General features: G+C 38.7%; 20 protein-coding genes. 12 read left to right on the forward strand and 8 right to left on the reverse strand.

Going from position 1 to position 20981, the window contains the following annotated elements:
- Positions 1–87: 87 nt before the first annotated feature.
- Genes ACLCDL_RS05600 through bcp form a run of 4 tightly spaced genes read left to right on the forward strand, consistent with a single transcriptional unit; the run spans position 88 to position 3462 of the window.
- Positions 88–609: a T9SS type A sorting domain-containing protein gene (locus tag ACLCDL_RS05600; RefSeq protein ID WP_423147290.1), complete on the forward strand. Its 522-nt coding sequence runs from the start codon at positions 88–90 to the stop codon at positions 607–609.
- A 49-nt stretch (positions 610–658) separates the two neighbouring features.
- A complete protein-coding gene (locus ACLCDL_RS05605) occupies positions 659–1270 on the forward strand; it encodes a fumarylacetoacetate hydrolase family protein (RefSeq protein ID WP_423147291.1) in 612 nt (203 codons plus the stop codon).
- 8 nt (positions 1271–1278) lie between these two features.
- Positions 1279–2997 carry a M23 family metallopeptidase gene (locus ACLCDL_RS05610; RefSeq protein ID WP_423147292.1) on the forward strand — a complete coding sequence of 573 codons (1719 nt, stop codon included), beginning with the start codon at positions 1279–1281 and terminating at the stop codon, positions 2995–2997.
- Between the two features lie 3 nt (positions 2998–3000).
- Complete coding sequence (gene bcp, locus ACLCDL_RS05615) at positions 3001–3462, forward strand: thioredoxin-dependent thiol peroxidase (RefSeq protein WP_423147293.1); 462 nt, start codon at positions 3001–3003, stop codon at positions 3460–3462.
- Between the two features lie 33 nt (positions 3463–3495).
- Here the strand turns inward: bcp and ACLCDL_RS05620 are convergent, their stop codons facing one another.
- From ACLCDL_RS05620 to ACLCDL_RS05635, 4 genes are read right to left on the reverse strand one after another with little or no spacing between them, the layout of a single operon-like run.
- Entirely contained in the window at positions 3496–5463 is a 1968-nt protein-coding gene (locus ACLCDL_RS05620) for an OmpA family protein (RefSeq protein ID WP_423147294.1), read from the reverse strand.
- A gap of 10 nt (positions 5464–5473) precedes the next feature.
- On the reverse strand, positions 5474–6457 hold the full coding sequence (locus ACLCDL_RS05625; protein WP_423147295.1) for a PorP/SprF family type IX secretion system membrane protein: 984 nt from the start codon (positions 6455–6457) through the stop codon (positions 5474–5476).
- A gap of 1 nt (position 6458) precedes the next feature.
- Positions 6459–7673: a T9SS type B sorting domain-containing protein gene (locus tag ACLCDL_RS05630; RefSeq protein WP_423147296.1), complete on the reverse strand. Its 1215-nt coding sequence runs from the start codon at positions 7671–7673 to the stop codon at positions 6459–6461.
- A 2-nt stretch (positions 7674–7675) separates the two neighbouring features.
- Positions 7676–9499, reverse strand: coding sequence for a collagen-like domain-containing protein (locus ACLCDL_RS05635; RefSeq protein WP_423147297.1), 1824 nt, complete (start codon positions 9497–9499; stop codon positions 7676–7678).
- Between the two features lie 194 nt (positions 9500–9693).
- Here ACLCDL_RS05635 and ACLCDL_RS05640 point away from each other — a divergent pair, with 194 nt between their 5' ends.
- The 8 genes from ACLCDL_RS05640 (at position 9694) to murA (ending at position 16617) form a co-directional block, all read left to right on the forward strand.
- Complete coding sequence (locus ACLCDL_RS05640; protein ID WP_423147298.1) at positions 9694–10539, forward strand: transketolase; 846 nt, start codon at positions 9694–9696, stop codon at positions 10537–10539.
- Between the two features lie 38 nt (positions 10540–10577).
- Complete coding sequence (locus tag ACLCDL_RS05645; protein ID WP_423147299.1) at positions 10578–11537, forward strand: transketolase family protein; 960 nt, start codon at positions 10578–10580, stop codon at positions 11535–11537.
- A 40-nt stretch (positions 11538–11577) separates the two neighbouring features.
- Entirely contained in the window at positions 11578–12129 is a 552-nt protein-coding gene (locus ACLCDL_RS05650) for an RNA polymerase sigma factor (RefSeq protein WP_423147300.1), read from the forward strand.
- 31 nt (positions 12130–12160) lie between these two features.
- The gene (locus ACLCDL_RS05655; RefSeq protein WP_423147301.1) at positions 12161–12700 is read left to right on the forward strand and encodes a hypothetical protein; all 540 of its coding nucleotides are present in this window, start codon (positions 12161–12163) and stop codon (positions 12698–12700) included.
- Between the two features lie 11 nt (positions 12701–12711).
- Positions 12712–13128 (forward strand): hypothetical protein, encoded by a 417-nt coding sequence (locus ACLCDL_RS05660; RefSeq protein ID WP_423147302.1) that lies wholly within the window; start codon positions 12712–12714, stop codon positions 13126–13128.
- Between the two features lie 51 nt (positions 13129–13179).
- Positions 13180–14373 (forward strand): aspartate aminotransferase family protein, encoded by a 1194-nt coding sequence (locus ACLCDL_RS05665; RefSeq protein ID WP_423147303.1) that lies wholly within the window; start codon positions 13180–13182, stop codon positions 14371–14373.
- 203 nt (positions 14374–14576) lie between these two features.
- Positions 14577–15263: a DUF4290 domain-containing protein gene (locus ACLCDL_RS05670; protein WP_423147304.1), complete on the forward strand. Its 687-nt coding sequence runs from the start codon at positions 14577–14579 to the stop codon at positions 15261–15263.
- Between the two features lie 28 nt (positions 15264–15291).
- The gene (murA, locus tag ACLCDL_RS05675; protein ID WP_423147305.1) at positions 15292–16617 is read left to right on the forward strand and encodes a UDP-N-acetylglucosamine 1-carboxyvinyltransferase; all 1326 of its coding nucleotides are present in this window, start codon (positions 15292–15294) and stop codon (positions 16615–16617) included.
- Between the two features lie 42 nt (positions 16618–16659).
- Here the strand turns inward: murA and ACLCDL_RS05680 are convergent, their stop codons facing one another.
- The 4 genes from ACLCDL_RS05680 to clpP form a co-directional block, all read right to left on the reverse strand.
- On the reverse strand, positions 16660–18021 hold the full coding sequence (locus tag ACLCDL_RS05680; protein WP_423147306.1) for a pyridoxal-phosphate dependent enzyme: 1362 nt from the start codon (positions 18019–18021) through the stop codon (positions 16660–16662).
- A gap of 64 nt (positions 18022–18085) precedes the next feature.
- Positions 18086–18949, reverse strand: a complete 864-nt coding sequence (locus ACLCDL_RS05685) for an AMP nucleosidase (RefSeq protein ID WP_423147307.1) — start codon at positions 18947–18949, stop codon at positions 18086–18088.
- Positions 18950–18997: 48 nt separating this feature from the next.
- A complete protein-coding gene (gene clpX / locus ACLCDL_RS05690) occupies positions 18998–20239 on the reverse strand; it encodes an ATP-dependent Clp protease ATP-binding subunit ClpX (protein WP_423147308.1) in 1242 nt (413 codons plus the stop codon).
- Positions 20232–20939 (reverse strand): ATP-dependent Clp endopeptidase proteolytic subunit ClpP, encoded by a 708-nt coding sequence (gene clpP / locus ACLCDL_RS05695; RefSeq protein WP_423147309.1) that lies wholly within the window; start codon positions 20937–20939, stop codon positions 20232–20234. The genes clpX and clpP overlap by 8 nt, the downstream gene beginning before the upstream one ends.
- Positions 20940–20981 lie beyond the last annotated feature (42 nt).

Raw genomic sequence — 20981 nt, forward strand, 5'->3', positions numbered from 1 at the left:
GTTAAAATATGTTAAATCCCTATTTATTTGCTTCTGCAACAAACATTTTTGATTTATAATTTATAATTTTGTTATGGAGATTAACGGATGAAGAAACTCTACTCACTTTTTTTCAGCTTTTTTATATTTTTAAATGCATCAGCCGCATTTAAAAGCATACTTTATGCTGCAGAAAGAGAGTTGTCAGATACTTCTAAAACCAAAACTCCCGCCAAAATAACCGATACACGACCAGACAAACCTCCTTTTTTAAACAGTGGCGTAGGTATTAATCTGGTACCTTTTAAACCTAATACCAAATCAGCAACAATTGCGCCAATAAAAAACAACGGGCAGGAAGATGATAAGGTAATAAGCAATGTAAAAGTTTATCCCAATCCTATTGAAGATTCTGTAAATCTCTCATATAACTTAAATAAGGAATCAAACGTCACTATTAAAATAATGGATATTCTCGGGAACGAAATAACAACGCTTCTTTCTCAGAAAATACCGGCAGGTGAGCAGTTGAATACCTTTAATATCGCCTCAAAACTAAACAGCGGTTTTTATTTTATCCGTTTAATTGTAGGTAGCGAAAGCGTGGTTAAAAGAATTTCGGTACTATAATCCTTCGCTCTCTTTAACCTGTTGATTGTAGTTTACCTATCTTCGCGTTATGAAAATTATTGCGATTGGTCGAAATTACAAAGCTCATGCACTTGAACTGAACAATCCCGTTCCTGATGTTCCTGTAATATTTATGAAACCCGACACTGCCGTTTTAAAAGATAACAGGCCATTTTACCATCCTGACTTTTCAGAAGATATTCATCATGAAATTGAACTTGTTCTTAAAGTAAGTAAAGAAGGTAAACATATTTCCGAGAAATTTGCTGCTAACTATTTCGAAGAAATTGCTTTAGGAGTTGATTTTACGGCAAGGGACCTTCAGCAAAAACATAAAGAAAAAGGGCTTCCCTGGGAACTGGCCAAAGCGTTTGATAATTCTGCCCCTGTAAGCAGGTTTATAAGTAAAGATCAGTTTGAAAGCATATACAATATTAATTTCAGGCTGGATATAAATAACAATACGGTACAGAAAGGGAATACACAAAACCTGCTTTTCTCGTTCGAAAAAATAATTTCCTTTGTATCTCAATACATTACAATTAAAAAAGGTGACCTCATTTTTACTGGAACTCCCGAAGGGGTTGGAAAAATAAAAATCGGCGACAGACTGGAAGGATATTTGGAAGAAGAAAAACTCCTGGACTTTTATATAAAGTAAAATTATTAATGAAGATATTTAGCAACGTCATATTTTTATTTTTCATCTCATTTTCTCTTTTTTCACAGAATCTTTTGATAAGCAAACCGTATCCTGAAGATTACTTTCGTGCTCCGCTGGATTTACCACCTTCCCTTGCAGGGTCATTTGGTGAGATCCGCTCTAATCATTTTCATTCAGGGCTTGATTACCGCACCAATCAGCGGGAAGGCTACCCTGTTCATGCAGCTGCCGATGGCTACGTTTCCAGATTGCGTGTACAGGTTGGAGGATTTGGCAATGCCATTTATATAACTCATCCCAATGGCTATACTACGGTTTATGCCCATCTTAAACGATTCAACCCTAAAATAGAGCAGTTTGTTAAGAACTTCCAGTACGCCAATCAATCATTTGATGTTGATTTTATTTTATTTCCGATAGATATCCTGATTAAAAAAGGAGAAGTTATCGCCTGGTCGGGCAATACCGGAAGTTCGGGAGGGCCACATTTGCATTTTGAAATACGGGATTCTAAGACAGAGCAAACTATTAATCCTCAATTATTCGGCTTACAGGTGCCGGATAAAGTGAAACCAACTATAACAGGAATGTATATGTACCGCTTAAACGGACTTCCTTTTAACGAGCATACACCGAAACAGTACTTTCAGGTTATTGGATCTGGAGGAAATTATAAACTCAATAAATTACCTGTTATTAATTTTTCAGGTGAAGTTGGCTTCGGAATAATGACGCAAGACCAGAACGTTCCCGGCGGAAATCAAAATGGAGTTTATTCCATTGAATTACTGCTTGACGGGACTACAATTTATGCATCGGCTTTAGAAGGCTTTTATTTTAATAACAGCAGAGCGGTAAATTCACACCTGGACTATTCTTCCCTGTTGCTTTATGGAAGACGGATACAGAAGAGCTTTGTAGAACCTGGCAATCCGCTTACTATTTATAAAAATCTGGTAAACCGCGGACTTATAAAATTGGACGATAGCGAAATTCATGATTTAACCTACATGGTGAAAGATGCGGCCGGTAATACCAGTAAACTGAGTTTCCAGATCAGGAACAATCCAAAGGCCGAACTAAAATCGGCAGAAGAAAGTACCGGCGTAACAACTTTTTATTACGATCGTGATAACACGTATACAGACGAGGATCTGAGAATCTTAATTCCAAAAGGCATATTATACAGTGACCTCCAACTGAAATATTCTAAATCCGCAAAGCCAGTCCGGGGATTTTCACCGGTCCATCATATACATACACGCTTGATTCCCGTTCATGATAATTACACGTTATCAATCAAAGCTGATTCAAGTCTCTCAGCTGACTTACAGGAAAAAGCTGTAATTGTTGATACAAGAGGATTTAATTTTGGAGGAAATTACGAAAACGGTTTTGTTACAACATCATTAAAAACCTTTGGCAACTTCTATATCAGTATAGATACGATTGCTCCAAGAATCCGATCTGTAAATGTTAGTGAAGGAAAATCGTTTTCAGATACAGAGAGAATGGTATTTAAAATATCAGACAACCTATCAGGAATACGTTCATTTAACGGAACAATAGACGGGCAATGGATCTTGATGGAATTCGATCCGAAAACAGCAACTTTATGGCATACTTTTGATGAAAGAACATCCAAAGGGAAACACCAGTTCCAGCTGACTGTTACTGACATGAAATTAAATACTACAACTTACCACGCAACTATTTACAGATAAATTATGGCAGAACTAAAAGAAGGCGATCAGGCTCCAGATTTCAATGCAACAGACCAGGATGGAAAACCGGTTTCATTAAGTGATTTTAAAGGAAAAGACATTATTCTTTACTTTTACCCTAAGGACGACACACCCGGCTGCACTGCAGAGGCTTGTAGTTTCAGAGATAATTACCAGTCTTTACAGAATGAGGGTTTTACTGTAATTGGAGTAAGTACGGATGATGAAAAATCGCATCAAAAGTTTATATCCAAATATGAGCTTCCTTTTACACTTATTTCTGATGCAGATAAAAAGATAGTAGAAGCTTATAGCGTATGGGTTGAAAAAAACATGTACGGAAAAAAATATATGGGCACGGCACGCAAAACCTTTATTATTGATAAAAACGGGACAATTAAAAAGATCATCAATAAGGTGGATACTCAAAATTCATCGCAGCAAGTACTTGACCTGCTTAAATAAGTCGCTCCAGTATTTTTGCTAAGTTTAATATTGCTAATTCGCTTTCGCGGTTACGTTATTTAAAGGCAAACGGGCTACAGGATTTATTTTTACTACTTTAAATTCGGTACGCCTGTTGGCCTGATGTTCTTTCTCGGTACATTTTACTCCGTCTGCGCAGCGATTTAAAATCTCTGTTTCACCTAAGCCAACTGCAGATAGTCGCTTCGAACCTACTCCCTGATTTACCAAATAATCAACTGCTGACTGCGCTCTTTTTTGAGACAACTTTTTATTATAAACAGCCGTTCCGCGTGAATCGGTATGCGACCTTAGTTCTATATTAACATCTGGCATGGTCGACAAAAATGAAACCACCTTGTTTAGTTCAGGCTTTGCGTCCGGACGAATATTCCATTTATTAAAATCGTAATAAATATTATTGAGATGCACGATATAAGCATCCTCAGCTCGTTCCAGTTCGAATTTTACATTGAAAATAGTTGATTCTTTCAAATTCATTGTAGATATTTCACCTTCCTGACGAGAATAATATTTACTCTTATCACCACTTACAATATAACTGGTATTTGGCTCCAGGTTAAAATTAAACTTCCCTTCAAGATCTGAAATAGTGCTGATTTCGGCACCGGTATTTTTATTGGTAAGAATAATGTTAACGTTTGACAGGGGTTTGCCTTTTTCTTTATCTACTACCTCTCCTTCAATGGCAAATACCGCCGTAGTTGGAACAATATGGAAGCGATAAATATCATCCAGGCCTTTACCTCCCCGCCTGTTTGAAGAAAGGTATCCTGTAAACTCATCTTCAAACCATACTCCAAAATCATCCCTTAACGAATTCATGGGAGCTTTCAGATTTTCGGCTGCGGTAAAAGAGTCATAGCTGCCGTCTGCAGTGAAAAGATCTAAACCGCCCATACCAACATTCCCTTTGGATGAGAAATACAACTTACCATCAAAACGTACCGAAGGGAAAACATCGTCTTCTTTTGAGTTGATATTGTTGCCGCAATTTACAGGCGTCCCCCAGGAGCCGTCCGGCTGTTTTTTAACGGCATATAAATCCATTCCTCCAAGCCCGCCCTGCATGTCTGAAGCGAAATAAAGAATATCGCCTTTTGGTGATAATGCCGGATGCTGGCATGAATACAAATCGCTGTTACATAGGTTAAGCTGAACAGGCTCAGCCCAGTTTTCTCCTTTTTTTACTGAATACCAGATAGTTTTCTTCCCTACATTCAGGTCCTTTGATTTCTTCTTTTTCTTTGCCAATGTGGTTCTGGTGAAAAATATAGTATCGCCTTTGGAAGAGAAAACAGCGGGTCCGTTATGGAATTCAGCGTTTATAACTTTAGGCAGTATAGTAACTTTGTCATCCTTTAGCTGGTATATTTTCAAATATGGATTGCCCGTCCAGCCGTAAATTACATTCTTTTTAGTTGCAGATCCTTCTACAAACCATCTGTCGGATACAAAAGCTATTGAATTATTTGACATAACCGGACAAAAATCAGAGTATTCAGAATTGATGCGATCATCATTTTTAAGCTGAACATTTTTATCGGGATTTTCAAACCACATCCGTGCTACGTCGCATGAATTGGCCATTTTTTTTGCGTCCTCTGCCATCGCCGGAACTTTTTCACCAAGTAGCAGATAATATTGCCGTGCCTCATCAAATCTTCCATTTTGTTTCAAGGCATCCGCGTAATACTTATAGTTTATAGGATCGAAGCCAGAAAAGGTAAGGACACGCGAATATGCCTGTTCTGCTCCTTCAGAATCGTTTATAAAGCGATAACAATTTGCCAGTTTTTGCGCCACCTCAAGTGAGGGTTTCTTAAGCATAATCGTTTCGTAGATAGCCAGTGCAAGCTTGTAATCGTATTTTTCATAATACTTATTTGCTTTCTGGATATCATCAGAAAAGATATTTCTGGGAAAAAAATAAACGGCAGAGCAAAGAATAAAAGCGACTAAAACCTTCTGAAATTTCATCTAACAAACATTAAAAGTATCTTGGCGTGAGCAGCGCAGTACTTTTTTTGTTGTTATTTAATATCAATCCTACTGATATTTCGTGTGATCCGTTTGAATAACTGCTTAAGGTTGATAGTGAATAATCGTAAGCGTATCCAACACGGAAATTGTTCCTTATAAATACTTCCACTGCTCCTACCACCGAATTTTGGTTAAAATAAGCAACATTCAAATCGCTTTTTTTCCACATATTAACACTTGTGCGGTAAGACGCTCCAACCCAGATTGTTTCATTTAAAAGAACAAAGGAATTAATGTCCAGGTTCATCGGACTTTTAGTATCCTGCTTTAGTAAAAATGAAGGTTTTAATTTAACAAAATCGCTAATCTCGTAAAGATATCCTGCAGTCAGAAAATAATGCCGGCCCTGTTTAGAAATTGTATTGGCTCCTACCTGTTTGTAGTCTATTTCTTTTGCTAAAACGTTTGTGGCAGATAAACCCGCATAAAAATGCTCATTGCTATAGAACACGCCAAACCTTGCATCAGGAGCAAAATAATTAGGCCGTCCGCCAAGGAGGTTAGGATCACTCGGATCATCAATTACAGCATCATTATTATTTAATGTATATTGTGATACGCCGAATGCCAGTCCAAAAGAAAGTCGCGAACCATCTTCTCCCATTGGAATGCGGTAAGAATAATTGACAAAGGCAGAGGTTTGATGCTGAAGCCCCACTTTATCATTTATAACTGACAATCCCAGCCCTACCTTATTGTCGTTAAAAAAAGCTCCGTCCAGTATCAGTGACTGAGTTTTAGGGGCACCCTCTACTCCTGTCCATTGGTCACGGTGAAGTAGAGTTATATTAAGGGCCTCCTTATAACCTGCGTATGCCGGATTAATTACCAGCGAATTGAACATATATTGCGAGTACTGCGCCTCCTGCTGTGCAAAACAACTACAAGCGGTAATGAATAAAAAAAATAATGTAAGGCAGAGATTTCGCATATTAATCTTTCTTAACCATTGTAATAAAACCCTTGTACACCTGTTTCTTTCCGTTTATTACCACATCAAGCAAATAAAAATAAGTTCCTGGTAACACAGAGCCGCCGTCCCAGGCTTTACTGCCCGAATATCCTTTACATTTGAACACAGGATCGCCCCAGCGATTCATAATAGTAAGATTGTTATCCGGGTAAAGATCTATGTTCTTAATTATCCAGGTATCATTTTTACCATCGCCATCAGGAGAAAAGGCGTTAAAAAAAGTGAGCGGACCAGGAGCGAAATCTGAATTAGTTGCTGCAAGATTTGCAAAGCCAATGGGAAGATTCCGGAAAGTCTCAATAGAAGAAAATATCAAGGCACGGTTCAGGCCATCTCCAAAATCGCCGTCAGCATTAGTTGAAGGTGCAGCTTTTTCCCATAGTTTGAATTTGTTCCAGCTTACTAACTGGCTAAAATTACCATCGGAATTACTATTCCTGTAAAATTTAATATTTGAATTGGCAGTGCCGTCTGTCTGGCTTAACAAGTAAAAGTACTTATCAGAAATATTTTGAATATCCTGCCTCTTACTTTCACGGTCGTAACCAATTAAAGCCGGATCTGAATAAATTAAGCCAACTGAAAAAGAATTTTGTAAAGCATTGCCAGGCTCTATCATTACCGGCCGATAGAAAAGATCGCCATTGGCAGAAGAACCCAGCGGAAACAGGTAGGATGCCTGGCTATTGGTATTCCTTATAAGTCGTCCCCGTTCTCCCGTACTTATAAAACCTTTTGTACGGATTATAGCACCTGCATCAGGATTTGAAACAGATACTATGAAATCACCGACTTGTAATTCTCTGTCTGTTAAATCCAGCTTCCGGGTTACATCAATATCCGAATCTAAAATTTTCTGACCTGTTCCGGAAAAAGCAACATCATAGAAAACAGTTTTTGAAATCCCGGAGATGAGTTGATCATTGCCAAAAAACTTCACTGTACCGGTAGATTTTTCGTCAAAAACAAAGGAAGTTGCATCATCATTGGTCCAATTTCCTTTCTGTATTATTGTTCCTTTATTTAAAATGGTCCCCTCATTATTTACAAAATCACCACCTATATAAAGCAATCCATTGGAGTTAACAGAGATAGCTTGCCCGGAATTGACCAATTGTGCAAATCCAGGTTTATAAATACAAAAAAATAATGCTATCAGGATTATTCTTTGCATGATTACTGAATAACGGTAATATAATAATCCATTGAAGCCAGATCAATTGCAGCACCTGTAACGTTGGTAAATTTTACCTCAACAATTCCTGGCAAAGAAGCAGTAGAAGAAGAAGATACTCTTGCGTATGCTATGATACAACCGTTAGACAAGGGACTTGCAGGCGATATGCTTACGGAACCTGTAGTTACAATGTCATTAATTGAAAAATTGACTATAGCAGAACTGTTAGCTGGGATTGATGGAACATCCTGTGCTACGGTTGCTTTAATAATATTATTCAGCTGAGATCCGTTTGTACCTAATTTAAAATTGCCGTTCACCTCTAACTTTGCATTTGGCGTATTTGTTCCAACACCAATGTTCCCGTTAGCCTTCACCCGCATCCTTTCGTTGCCAGAAGTGCCTATTACAAAATCCTTTGCATCTCTTGTTCCTATAAAAGATCCTCCTGTGCCAGAAAAGGCTGGCGTGGTTCCATTATTTCCATTAAGAGACCATCTGTCGTTATCTTTTAAGTTTGCACTTAATTCCCATCCCGTTGCAGTTTTTGTATAAACATCTCCTGTCAAATTATCCAGGTAAAAATCTCCTGTTAATCCTAATGTAGAAAGAGGTGCGTTACTTTCTACATACCATTTTGCACCGTTTGTGCCATTCACACCATCCTTACTGATAATCTGCCAGGATGAGCCGTCGTAAACATAAGCTGTTTTACTTGTAGTGTTATAATATCCCCAATTAGTAGAAGGAGATGCAGGAGCTACAGCCAAAGAACCTTTCCATACTACGCTTACACCATTGGTTCCATTAGTACCATTTGTCCCGTTTATACCATCCTTGCTGATAACTTGCCAGGACGAACCCGTATAAATATAGGATGTTTTACTTACCGTATTGTAATATCCCCAATTTGCAGCAGGAGACGCAGGAGCTGTCGTCAATGAACCTTTCCATACTACGCTTACGCCGTTAGTTCCGTTTGTTCCATTAGTACCATTCGTCCCGTTTATTCCATCTTTGCTAATAATTTGCCAGGATCCATTAAAAATATAAGATGTTTTACTTACCGTATTGTAATATCCCCAGTTTGTACCAGGAGACGCAGGAGCTGCTGCTAATGAACCTTTCCATACTACGCTAATGCCCTGGTCGCCTTTGTCACCCTTATCTCCTTTTAATCCCTGAATTCCCTGATCGCCTTTGTCTCCCTTATCTCCTTTTAATCCCTGAGCTCCGGGGTCGCCTTTATCGCCCTTATCTCCTTTTAATCCCTGAATTCCCTGGTCACCTTTGTCGCCTTTATCCCCTTTCAAGCCTTGAGTTCCCTGATCGCCCTGAGTTCCCTTATCCCCTTTCGGGCCTTTTAATCCCGATAGTTGTTCAGGAGTGAAATCATCAAATTTAAATGGGTCTCCCTTATCTCCTTTTGGTCCTACAATTCCAACGGGCCCTGCTGGACCTGCGGGCCCCTGTGGCCCCATTGCGCCATCTGAAAGATCAAGCCAGGTATCGTTAAACCAAAAATTGAATCTGTTTGTAGTCGTATTATAAATTAAAAGTCCATTAATATCCGGATTAGCAGTTCCCTTAGCCTGTAAAGCTTCCCGCTGACTCTCAGATAAACGAGGTATAAGCAATCCTTTACTGGATGACACAACATCTAAAACTGCTTTTTCATTTGGATTTTGCGTGCCAATTCCAACAGAACCTTCCTGAGCTAAACTACTATTACCAAAAAGAAGAACAAAAGCCAAACAAATTAATGTAGAATAAATTCTACTGTTATCAACAGAGTGTATTTTATTGAGTAAAAATTTCCCCATATTTTTAAATTAGATTAACTATAAGTTTATCTTACTTTCTTTAACCGAAGTAATAAAAGTTGTTCCTGAAGCGCTTTTTACGAGGTGCTGTGCAAATAAGTTTCAAGTTATCCACATTTAATTGTGGATTATTAACATTCTAAGATTATGCCATTGGTTGGGAGTTAACTATATTCGCACTTTAAAAGAATTTTATGGCAGTTGATACAGAAACATTAAAAGATATAGCTGGTCAGGTAAGAAGAGACATTGTGCGAATGGTTCACCAATGCCAATCCGGGCATCCGGGGGGATCACTAGGTTGTACCGAATACTTTGTTGCTTTATATTTCAAGGTAATGAAGCACAATCCTTCATTCAACATGGATGGTAAGGGCGAGGACCTTTTCTTCCTTTCAAACGGGCATATCTCTCCCGTGTGGTATAGTGTGCTTGCCCGTTCAGGCTATTTTGATGTAAGTGAGCTTAGCACTTTCAGAAAAATAAACTCACGTTTGCAGGGACATCCCACTACCCATGAACATTTACCGGGTATAAGGGTAGCTTCAGGATCTTTAGGACAAGGCTTATCCGTTGCAATTGGTGCCGCACTCGCAAAAAAGCTTAATGGTGAAGACAGGTTTGTATTTTCGTTACATGGTGATGGCGAAATTCAGGAAGGACAAATTTGGGAAGCTGCTATGTATGCGCCCCACAACAAGGTGGATAATTTAATTGCCACAATTGATGTGAACGGACAGCAGATAGACGGGCCTACAGAGAAAGTACTGTCACTGGGAAACTTGCAGGCTAAATGGGAAGCCTTTGGCTGGGAGGTATTACAAATGAAAGGGAACGATATAGAAGATGTGGTTAGGGTATTAGAACTGGCAAAATCAAAAGCATTTAAAGGCAAACCAATTATGATCCTGATGCAAACAGATATGGGTCATGGAGTAGATTTTATGGCAGGCTCACATAAATGGCATGGTGTAGCTCCAAACGATGAACAACTGGAAGCAGCTTTAAATCAATTGCATTCAAGTTTGCAGGATTATTAGGATCATTAAGCAAGAGCAGTGTAATAGAAAAGAACAACATGAAAAAATATACATATACAGAAAAAAAAGATACCCGTTCAGGTTTTGGTGCCGGATTACTGGAAGCAGGAAAGAAGAACCCGGAAGTAGTGGCCTTGTGCGCCGACCTTGTTGGATCTTTAAAGATGGATGCTTTTATCAAAGAGTTTCCTGAACGTTTTTTTCAGATTGGTATTGCAGAAGCCAATATGATTGGTATAGCAGCAGGATTAACTATTGGAGGAAAAATTCCTTTTACCGGCACCTTTGCCAACTTTTCTACGGGCAGGGTTTATGATCAGATACGTCAATCGGTAGCTTACTCAGGAAAAAATGTGAAAATATGCGCTTCACATGCGGGCTTAACTTTAGGAGAAGACGGAGCAACACACCAGATTCTTGAAGACATCGGCCTGATGAAGATGCTTCCGGGAATGACGGTAATCAATACATGCGATTATAACCAGACCAAAGCAGCAACTATCGCAATAGCAGAACACGAGGGTCCGGTTTACTTACGTTTTGGCCGCCCCGTAATACCTGTTTTTACAGATCCCGATCAGAAATTTGAAATTGGCAAAGCCTGGATGGTAAATGAAGGAACTGATGTAACTATTATTGCGACCGGCCACCTGGTATGGGAAGCTATTCTTGCAGGAGAACAACTGGCAGAAATGGGCATCAATGCCGAGATAATCAATATACATACAATAAAACCTTTAGACGAAGAAGCTGTTCTAAAATCGGTTGCTAAAACAGGCTGCGTGGTAACTGCCGAAGAACATAACCGTTTGGGAGGACTGGGAGACAGTGTAGCGCAGGTTCTTATTAAAAACAATCCTGTTCCACAGGAATATATTGCGGTAGATGACAGTTTCGGAGAAAGCGGAGTACCAGCCGAGCTAATGAAAAAATACGGTTTGGATGCCGAACATATAATCGAAGCTGCTCAAAAAGCAATCAGCAGAAAAAGAAAATAAGGATTACACAATCCCCAAAGTATTTATTCCAATACAATACATGAAGCAGGCTGAAGATTCAGAAATATTAAAAAAGTTTGCTAATGAAAGCACTCGCACTGAAGCCTTCAACCTGCTTCTTCAAAAATACCAGCAAAAGATTTACTGGCATGTTCGCCGGCTGGTAATTGATCATGACGATGCAGATGATCTGGTTCAGGAAGTTTTTATAAAGGTTTGGAAAAACCTTGGAAACTTTAGAAATGATTCTCAACTTTATACCTGGCTGTATCGCATTGCTACCAATGAATGCATTACATTTCTGAATAAAAAGAAACAAAAAAACAATATTTCATTGGATGAAGTAGCACCTGCCCTATCCAATTCCTTATCCAGCGGAAGCTATTTTAATGGAGATAAAGCCCAACTGAAGCTTCAACAAGCACTTTTAACGTTACCTGAGAAGCAACGGCTGGTTTTTAATATGAAATATTTTGACGATTTGAAATATGAAGAGATCTCGGAAATAGTAGGAACAAGTGTCGGCGCATTAAAAGCATCTTTCCATATTGCTGTTAAAAAAATAGAACAATACTTTTTAAATACTGATTAAACCTTTAGAGTAAAAATAAATCAGAATAAGTATGGATTTGGAAAATACACACGAGGACTGGGAAAAAGACATTCCAAAACATCTGGGAGTAGGAAAAGAAAATCCATTTACTGTTCCTGAAAATTACTTTAAAACATTAACCGAAAGTATTGAAGCATCGCTTGCAGCAGAAAGACTAAAAGAAATTGCGGGGAATGACGGCTTTACTGTTCCTGAGAATTACTTTGACCTTTTGAATGAAAAAATACTTAACAAAGTTAAGGTAAATGCAGAACCGGCGATTACAGTTAAATTATTTAGAACCAATTGGATAAAATATGCAGCGGCTGCATGTGTAACTTTTGTTGCAGCTATCACATTTTATCTTAGTAATCACACTAAAGATCCGATAGAAGCGGGGCTAAATCAGGTACAGGATCAAGACATTGTAAATTATTTGAAAGTTAACAGTGATCCCGGAGATACCAGGTTTATAATAGAAAACATTAATTTAGATAATACTTTTACAGATATTAGGAAAGAAATTTCTGAAGAAGACCTGGAAGAATATATCAATACTACTAACTTATAGAACGGCAAATAATGAGATTGTTTTTTTGTATATTGTTTAGTGTAATCTTTATTGGCAGTGCACACAGCCAGGATAAACAAGATCGTATTAAACGGATAGAAGCTCTTAAAGCTGCCTATATAACTAAAAAGTTAGACCTTACACCTGATGAAGCAAAGGGGTTTTGGCCTGTTTACAATAATTATCAGCATGAAATCAGTAACCTGTACCGGCAAAAAAGGCAAAATCAGTTTAACCACAGAGAGAATCCAAAAGAAGCTTTAAGCAACGACATGGATTATGACAACAAGATTCTCGATGTAAAGAAAAAGTACCAAAAAGAGTTCTCCCGAATTTTACCCGCTCAAAAAGTGCTTGATCTGTACAATGCAGAACGCGAATTCAGGGAAGAACTTATAAAAGAGTTAAGAGACCGGCGAAAAGAATAATTTCAACACGAAAGCCTTCAGATAAACCTGGAGGCTTTTGTACTTTTGCACATGCTTAGCAATAAACAGCTGTTTCTTTTAAATAATGCCCAAACTTCTTCGTCGCCACGTTTAATAGAAATTGAACGTGCGGAAGGAAACTACCTTTACTCACCGGAAAACAAACCTTATTTAGACCTGGTTTCGGGCTTTGCCGTTAGCAATATTGGCCATCGTCATCCCCGGGTGGTTAAAGCAATAAAAGACCAGGTTGATAAATACCTGCACCTGACAGTTTATGGAGAATTCGTACAGGCTCCGCAGGTACTTTTCGCTGAAAAACTGATTTCCATCCTACCAGAAAAGTTAAACTCTGTTTATTTTGTTAATTCAGGTGCCGAAGCAACCGAAGGCGCTTTAAAACTGGCAAAAAGATATACAGGCAAATCTCGTATTATTTCTTTTTATAACTCTTACCACGGCAGTACACAAGGCGCCTTAAGCGTGATGGGAAACGAGTACTACAAACAGGCATATCGCCCGCTTTTACCTGATATCCATTTTATTCATCACAATAATTTACAGGACCTGGAATTTATTGATAACGAAACATCCTGCGTTATAATTGAAACTATCCAGGGAGAAGCAGGAATACGAGTACCTGACTACAGGTACATGAAAGCATTACGAAAAAGATGTGATGAAACCGGCGCTCTTTTGATATTGGATGAAATCCAAACTGGTTTTGGACGAACCGGAAAATTATTCGGATTTGAATTGTATGATATTGTTCCTGATATTTTACTTCTTGCCAAAGGTATGGGCGGCGGTATGCCCATCGGCGCTTTTATAGCGGATAAAAATATAATGGATGCACTGAAAGAAAATCCTATTCTCGGGCACATTACCACTTTCGGGGGGCACCCGGTCAGCTGTGCTGCCGGACTGGCAACATTATCAGTTATTTTAGAAGAAAATCTTACACATACAGTTAATCAAAAAGAACAACTTTTCAGAACTTTATTAGTTCATCCGGAAATAAAAGAACTTCGTGGAAAAGGCCTGATGCTTGCCGTACAGCTTAGTACATTTAAGCTGGTAGAAGAAGTTTCAAAGCAATGTGCTGAAGATGGCCTGATTATTGACTGGTTCTTACACTGTGATACAGCTCTGCGCATTGCGCCCCCGCTAACCATTACAGAAGATGAAATTAAAAAAGCATGTTCAATTATACTAAATGCATTAAATAAAGCTGAGAAAACTTAATTTATTTTTACCTTTACAGGGGATTGAATTTTAGCACTTACCTATCATACAATCCCATAGAAATTAAATAAGAAATAGTACCTTTAATGGTAAAAGCAAAATCAGGCATTGATTTTGGAACGGCAGTTTCTTCAAATCTGAATTTCTCGTCACCACGTTAATAAACAGACGAGAATCCGTTTAAAATTACAGAAAAAACGAAAATGAATTTTGACTACAATAGTACAAGGAAAAAACTGATCCTTGCTGAATATGGACGTAATGTGCAAAATATGGTAGCTTATATCTGCACATTGCCAACGAAAGAAGAAAGAAACAAACATGCCCAGGTAGTTATCGATCTGATGGGATTTTTAAATCCTCACCTGCGGGATGTGGCTGATTTCAAGCATAAACTGTGGGACCATCTACATATAATTTCGGATTTTAAGATTGATGTAGACTCACCCTATCCGAAGCCGAGCCCGGAAGCTATACATTTAAAACCAGAGCCTTTAAGTTATCCTAATCAGCGTATAAAATACAAGCATTATGGAAAAACTAATGAGCTGATGATAGAGAAGGCAAAAAAAATTGCCGATCCTGAGAGAAGGCAACACATGATACAAGCCATAGCTAACTTCATGAAAATGGCTTATGTTACCTGGAATAAAGATACGGTTGCAGACGAAACTATCTTAAACGACCTCAGAGAACTTTCAAAAGGAGAGCTTGAAATTCAGGAAAACCTAAATTTAAATAAGGTAGAAATCAGGACTACTGCCCCGGGAACGCGTTCGAAAAATACCAATCAGAACAATAATAACAATAACAGAAATAACCGGACAGGAAGTAGCAACAACAGAAACCAGGGAAATAACCGTCAAAGAAACGCCGGCAAACGGTATTAATTAATTTTCTGATATTTATACTAATACCATGAACGCTTTTAAAATTCAGGGAGGAAAAGTTTTACGCGGCGAAATTATTCCTCAAGGTGCAAAAAACGAAGCTCTTCAAGTAATTTCTGCAGTTCTGCTAACAGAAGAAAAAGTAACAATCAGCAATATTCCCGATATTAAAGATGTCAATAAGCTAATTGAACTTTTAGGCGATCTTGGGGTAACAATAAACCGACTTAACAAAGACACCTATACATTTGAAGCAAAAAATATAAACCTTGAACATTTCCAATCGCAGGAGTTCAAATCGAAAGGCGGTGGATTGAGAGGTTCAATTATGATTGTGGGACCACTTTTGGCCCGTTTCGGAAAAGCTTCGATACCGAAACCAGGCGGGGACAAAATTGGCCGCCGACGCCTCGACACCCACTTTTTAGGTTTTGAAAAATTAGGTGCACAATTTAATTATAATCCAGAAACCGGTTTCTTTAACGTTGATGCAACAAATCTTAACGGAACCTATATCTTACTCGACGAGGCATCTGTTACCGGTACAGCAAATATTGTAATGGCTGCAGTACTTGCAAAAGGAACAACTACTATTTACAATGCTGCCTGCGAACCCTACTTACAGCAATTATGCAAAATGCTGAACCGGATGGGCGCACGTATTTCAGGCATCGGATCTAACCTGTTAAACATTGAAGGAGTAGATTCTCTGGGAGGAACAGAACACCGCTTACTTCCTGACATGATCGAGATCGGATCATTTATTGGCCTTGCAGCAATGACCGGTTCTGAGATTACTATTAAAGATGTACAGTTTAAAGAATTAGGAATCATTCCGGATGTATTCAAACGCCTGGGAATACAATTTGAATTAAGAGGAGATGATATTTATATCCCTTCTCAATCCACTTACGAAATAGAAACATTTATAGACGGTTCGATCATGACCATTGCCGATGCCCCGTGGCCCGGCTTTACACCTGATCTTTTAAGTATAATCCTTGTTATTGCAACGCAGGCAAAAGGGAACGTACTTATACATCAGAAAATGTTTGAAAGCCGTTTGTTCTTCGTGGATAAACTGATTGATATGGGCGCCCAGATCATTTTATGTGATCCGCACCGTGCTACTGTTATCGGGCTTAATAAACAAGTACAGCTGCGTGGTATAGAGATGACCTCTCCTGATATAAGGGCAGGTGTTTCCCTGTTAATTGCAGCACTATCTGCAAGCGGTACTTCTGTAATACACAATATTGAACAGATTGAGCGGGGCTACCAGGACATTGATGTTCGATTAAAAGCACTAGGGGCAGATATTACGCGTATTGATGCACTGCCAAAGTCCCACTAAGAAAGACTGCACTCGTTGAAATAAAAATTTTAGCGAGTGCAGTTATACCGAAATAGCATTGATAATATCAAATTGGGTAATAATTTCCAGTTTACCCATCTCATCTTCCAGCAATACAGCACTATTTTCCTTATTAATCATAGAAGATAGCTTATCAATAGACGTATTAAGATCCACAAAAGGAAAAGGCGGAGTCATTATTTCTTCAACCTTGGCTGATTTCGCGGATGGGTTCTCAAGTAAAGAATTCAGAATATCACTTTCTGTAATCTTTCCTATAACTTTTCCGTGTTGAGTAACAGGAAGCTGTGAAATATTCAGCGTCTTAATTGTATTAATAGCTTCCAGTATTGTCTTTTCACAGTCAATAGTTATTATTTCCTGTCGTTCACGTTTAGCAAGAATTGATTTTGCAGTTAACTTTTCATCCTGCAAAAAGCCTCTTTCCCTCAGCCAGTCTTCGTTAAACATTTTCCCCATGTAGCGAGAGCCATGATCATGAAATACAACTACAACAACATCATCTTTCTTTAACCGGTCTTTCAACTGCAGCAAGCCTGCCACCGCGGCTCCTGCAGAATTGCCAACAAATATTCCTTCTTTCCGTGCAATCTCACGGGTCATCAGAGCAGCATCCTTATCAGTAACTTTCTCGAAATGATCGATGACATTGAAGTTAACGTTTTGGGGAAGAAAGTCTTCCCCGATTCCTTCTGTTATATACGGATAAATTTCATTTTTATCAAAGATCCCTGTTTCCTTATACTTTTTAAAAACAGAACCATAACTATCAATTCCCCAAACTTTAATTGCGGGATTTTTCTCTTTCAAATATTTACCTGCACCGGAAATGGTACCTCCTGTTCCAACTCCCACTACCAAATGAGTAATCTTCCCTTCTGTCTGCTCCCAGATTTCAGGGCCGGTTTGCTCATAATTTGCCTGCGTATTTGATAAATTATCGTATTGATTTGGTTTCCATGAATTAGGCACTTCCCTCTCCAGCCGTGAAGAAACAGAGTAGTAAGATCGAGGATCTTCGGGATCTACATTAGTTGGACAAACAATGACTTCCGCACCGAACGCCCGTAAAGCATCTGTTTTCTCTTTCGATTGTTTATCCGTAGTGGTAAAAATACATTTGTACCCTTTTATGACTGCTGCAATTGCCAGTCCCATTCCGGTATTTCCTGAAGTTCCCTCAATAATAGTCCCTCCAGGCTTTAACCGACCGTCCCTCTCTGCATCCTCTATCATTTTCAGGGCCATCCTGTCTTTTATTGAATTACCTGGATTAGTAGTTTCAATCTTGGCTAAAACGGTAGCTTTAACATCTTTAGTTAACCTGTTTAATTTAACCAAAGGTGTATTGCCGATAGTTTCAAGAATATTATTGTACCACATAATATCAAATGTAATAATTTGAGTTAGCTAAAAGAGCAGCGAAGGAAATTCGCAGAACTTAATATTAAAATTTCAAATGCTTAACTGTCAAGCCATTGTTTATCAACTGCTTTAACGATTCGATACCAATTTTCAAATGCGTTTCAACATATTGCTCTGTAACGCCTGAATCACTTTCTGTTGTTTTTACCCCTTCGGGAATCATGGGTTGATCGGAAACCAGAAGCAATGCACCTGTAGGAATTTTATTTGCAAAACCAGCAGTAAAAATTGTGGCTGTTTCCATATCAATAGCCATAGTTCGCAAAGACTTCAGATATTTTTTAAAATTTTTATCATGCTCCCACACCCGCCGGTTGGTGGTATAAACCGTCCCGGTCCAATAATCCCGGGAATGATCGCGAATAGTGGTTGAAATGGCTTTTTGCAAAGCAAAAGCGGGAAGAGCTGGTACTAACAGAGGAAAATAATCGTTCGAAGTCCCTTCGCCGCGAATGGCAGCAATCGGTAAAATAAGATCTCCAAGCTTATTCTTCTTTTTTAAACCTCCGCATTTACCGAGAAACAAAACTGCCTTGGGATTGATAGCACCTAAAAGATCCATCATTGTTGCAGCCAGAGGGCTTCCCATGCCAAAATTAATAATAGTTATTCCTGCCGCAGAAACGCTTTGCATCGGCTTATCAATTCCCATTATAGGTGTATTGTTGTGCCATTCGGAAAACAACTGCAGGTATTTTGAAAAATTGGTAAGCAATATAAAATCAGTAAACTGATCTAAAGGCCGGCCTGTATAGCGGGGCAGCCAATTGTTAACAATGTCCTTTTTAGTCTTTAATCCTTTTTTTACAGGCGTTTCAACTTCTTTTAAAGTTTTTGACCGGCCGGCAACTTCTGCATCCTGTTTTACTTCTTTTTCTTCATTCATAGAAACCTATTACAAATAAAAAACCCCGATTTTGATTCGGGGTTTTTATTAAGCTACTTTCAATTTCTTGAGATCCGATTTTGCAAATTTTTCAATCGCATAATCGAGCGTTATATACAACTCTTTGCCGTGATGCTTATCTGTTGGAAGTTCAAACATCGCGTCTATCATAATAGCCTCGCAAATAGAACGTAAACCCCGTGCTCCCAGTTTAAATTCCATCGCTTTATCTACAATAAACTCCAGCACTTCTTTATCAAATTCAAGTTTTATATTCTCATACTCAAACAGTTTTTTATACTGCTTAACCAACGAATTTTTAGGTTCGGTAAGAATATTAAGTAAAGCCGAACGATCCAGCGGATTTAAGTGAGTTATTACAGGCAAACGACCGATCAGTTCGGGTATTAAGCCAAAAGAACGAAGATCCTGAGGCGTAATATATTTGTACAGGTTCTTCAGGTCGATGTTTACATCTTCCTTGTTTACTTTATACCCAACTGTTTGCGTTCTTAAACGATTGGCAATCTTTTTCTCAATACCATCAAAGGCACCACCACAAATAAATAATATATTATTGGTGTTAACAGCAATCATTTTCTGATCAGGATGTTTCCGGCCGCCCTGTGGAGGGACATTTACAATTGTTCCTTCCAGTATTTTAAGTAATGCTTGTTGAACGCCTTCGCCTGATACATCTCGGGTAATGGAAGGGTTATCGCTTTTTCTTGCAATTTTATCAACCTCATCAATATACACAATACCCCTTTCGGCAGAAGCTACGTCATAATCCGCAGCCTGTAAAAGCCGGGTAAGAATACTTTCCACGTCCTCTCCGACATATCCGGCCTCCGTTAAAACAGTAGCATCGCAAATACAAAAAGGTACATGCAGAATTTTAGCAATAGTTTTTGCCAAAAGCGTTTTTCCTGTTCCTGTCTCGCCCACCATGATGATGTTTGATTTTTCAATCTCAACTTCATCTTTTTCGATCTTTTGATTAAGACGTTTGTAGTGGTTGTAAACTGCTACAGAAAGCACTTTTTTCGCTTCATCCTGCCCGATAACATACTGATCCAGATGCGTTTTGATCTCGGTTGGCTTCAATAAAGTCAAAGCGGTTTGAGAGCCTTTATTTTTTCGGGTTGCCAGTTCTTCAGATAATATCTGATTAGCCTGAGCCACACACTTATCACAAATATGCGCATCAAGGCCTGCTATCAGCATTAATGTATCCTGCTTGCCGGAGCCGCAGAAAGAACACTTAATATCTTTTGAATTTTTACTCATTATTTTTTCCCTCTTTTCCACCAAGTACTTCGTCTATCATTCCGAAATCTTTGGCTTCCTGTGCTATCATCCAGTAATCCCGGTCTGAAGCATCGTGAACTTTTTGATAATCCTGACCGCTATGTGATGAAATAATATCGTATAATTCCTTTTTCAACTTTAATATTTCACGTGCAGTAATCTCAATATCAGATGCCTGGCCTTGTACTCCTCCAAGCGGTTGGTGTATCATTACACGTGAATGCGATAAAGCGGCCCTTTTACCGGCAGCTCCGGCACACAATAACACTGCAGCCATTGAAGCAGCCATCCCGGTACAAATAGTAGCTACATCAGGAGCAATATACTGCATGGTATCATAAATACCTAAACCGGCGTAAACCGATCCCCCCGGTGAATTAATATATATCTGAATATCACGTTTTGCATCAGTTGACTGAAGGAATAACAATTGTGCCTGAATGATGTTCGCATTATTATCATAAATCGCATCACCTAAAAAAATGATACGATCCATCATTAAACGCGAAAAAACATCCATTTGGGCAACGTTTAGCTGACGTTCCTCAATAATATAAGGAGTCATCCCCATTGGTATAGCACTTTTTTCTACACGGGAAATGAACCCATCAACATGCTGGCTACCTATTCTGTGATGCTTAACTGCGTATTTACGAAATTCGTTTTTGTCTATGTTCATTGTTTTAGCATAGTGCAAGGCGCAAAGCGCAAAGCGGTTTTA

This window comes from Rubrilithobacter danxiaensis (assembly GCF_047272945.1).
Classification (GTDB): Bacteria; Bacteroidota; Bacteroidia; order Sphingobacteriales; family Sphingobacteriaceae; genus Rubrolithibacter; species Rubrolithibacter danxiaensis.

What these genes read in the sequence shown, in the direction of transcription:
- ACLCDL_RS05600 (WP_423147290.1), top strand. Translation starts at nt 88, where the DNA reads ATGAAGAAACTCTACTCACTTTTTTTCAGCTTTTTTATATTTTTAAAT.
- ACLCDL_RS05605 (WP_423147291.1), top strand. Translation starts at nt 659, where the DNA reads ATGAAAATTATTGCGATTGGTCGAAATTACAAAGCTCATGCACTTGAA.
- ACLCDL_RS05610 (WP_423147292.1), top strand. Translation starts at nt 1,279, where the DNA reads ATGAAGATATTTAGCAACGTCATATTTTTATTTTTCATCTCATTTTCT.
- bcp (WP_423147293.1), top strand. Translation starts at nt 3,001, where the DNA reads ATGGCAGAACTAAAAGAAGGCGATCAGGCTCCAGATTTCAATGCAACA.
- ACLCDL_RS05620 (WP_423147294.1), bottom strand. Translation starts at nt 5,463, where the DNA reads ATGAAATTTCAGAAGGTTTTAGTCGCTTTTATTCTTTGCTCTGCCGTT.
- ACLCDL_RS05625 (WP_423147295.1), bottom strand. Translation starts at nt 6,457, where the DNA reads ATGCGAAATCTCTGCCTTACATTATTTTTTTTATTCATTACCGCTTGT.
- ACLCDL_RS05630 (WP_423147296.1), bottom strand. Translation starts at nt 7,673, where the DNA reads ATGCAAAGAATAATCCTGATAGCATTATTTTTTTGTATTTATAAACCT.
- ACLCDL_RS05635 (WP_423147297.1), bottom strand. Translation starts at nt 9,499, where the DNA reads ATGGGGAAATTTTTACTCAATAAAATACACTCTGTTGATAACAGTAGA.
- ACLCDL_RS05640 (WP_423147298.1), top strand. Translation starts at nt 9,694, where the DNA reads ATGGCAGTTGATACAGAAACATTAAAAGATATAGCTGGTCAGGTAAGA.
- ACLCDL_RS05645 (WP_423147299.1), top strand. Translation starts at nt 10,578, where the DNA reads ATGAAAAAATATACATATACAGAAAAAAAAGATACCCGTTCAGGTTTT.
- ACLCDL_RS05650 (WP_423147300.1), top strand. Translation starts at nt 11,578, where the DNA reads ATGAAGCAGGCTGAAGATTCAGAAATATTAAAAAAGTTTGCTAATGAA.
- ACLCDL_RS05655 (WP_423147301.1), top strand. Translation starts at nt 12,161, where the DNA reads ATGGATTTGGAAAATACACACGAGGACTGGGAAAAAGACATTCCAAAA.
- ACLCDL_RS05660 (WP_423147302.1), top strand. Translation starts at nt 12,712, where the DNA reads ATGAGATTGTTTTTTTGTATATTGTTTAGTGTAATCTTTATTGGCAGT.
- ACLCDL_RS05665 (WP_423147303.1), top strand. Translation starts at nt 13,180, where the DNA reads ATGCTTAGCAATAAACAGCTGTTTCTTTTAAATAATGCCCAAACTTCT.
- ACLCDL_RS05670 (WP_423147304.1), top strand. Translation starts at nt 14,577, where the DNA reads ATGAATTTTGACTACAATAGTACAAGGAAAAAACTGATCCTTGCTGAA.
- murA (WP_423147305.1), top strand. Translation starts at nt 15,292, where the DNA reads ATGAACGCTTTTAAAATTCAGGGAGGAAAAGTTTTACGCGGCGAAATT.
- ACLCDL_RS05680 (WP_423147306.1), bottom strand. Translation starts at nt 18,021, where the DNA reads ATGTGGTACAATAATATTCTTGAAACTATCGGCAATACACCTTTGGTT.
- ACLCDL_RS05685 (WP_423147307.1), bottom strand. Translation starts at nt 18,949, where the DNA reads ATGAATGAAGAAAAAGAAGTAAAACAGGATGCAGAAGTTGCCGGCCGG.
- clpX (WP_423147308.1), bottom strand. Translation starts at nt 20,239, where the DNA reads ATGAGTAAAAATTCAAAAGATATTAAGTGTTCTTTCTGCGGCTCCGGC.
- clpP (WP_423147309.1), bottom strand. Translation starts at nt 20,939, where the DNA reads ATGAACATAGACAAAAACGAATTTCGTAAATACGCAGTTAAGCATCAC.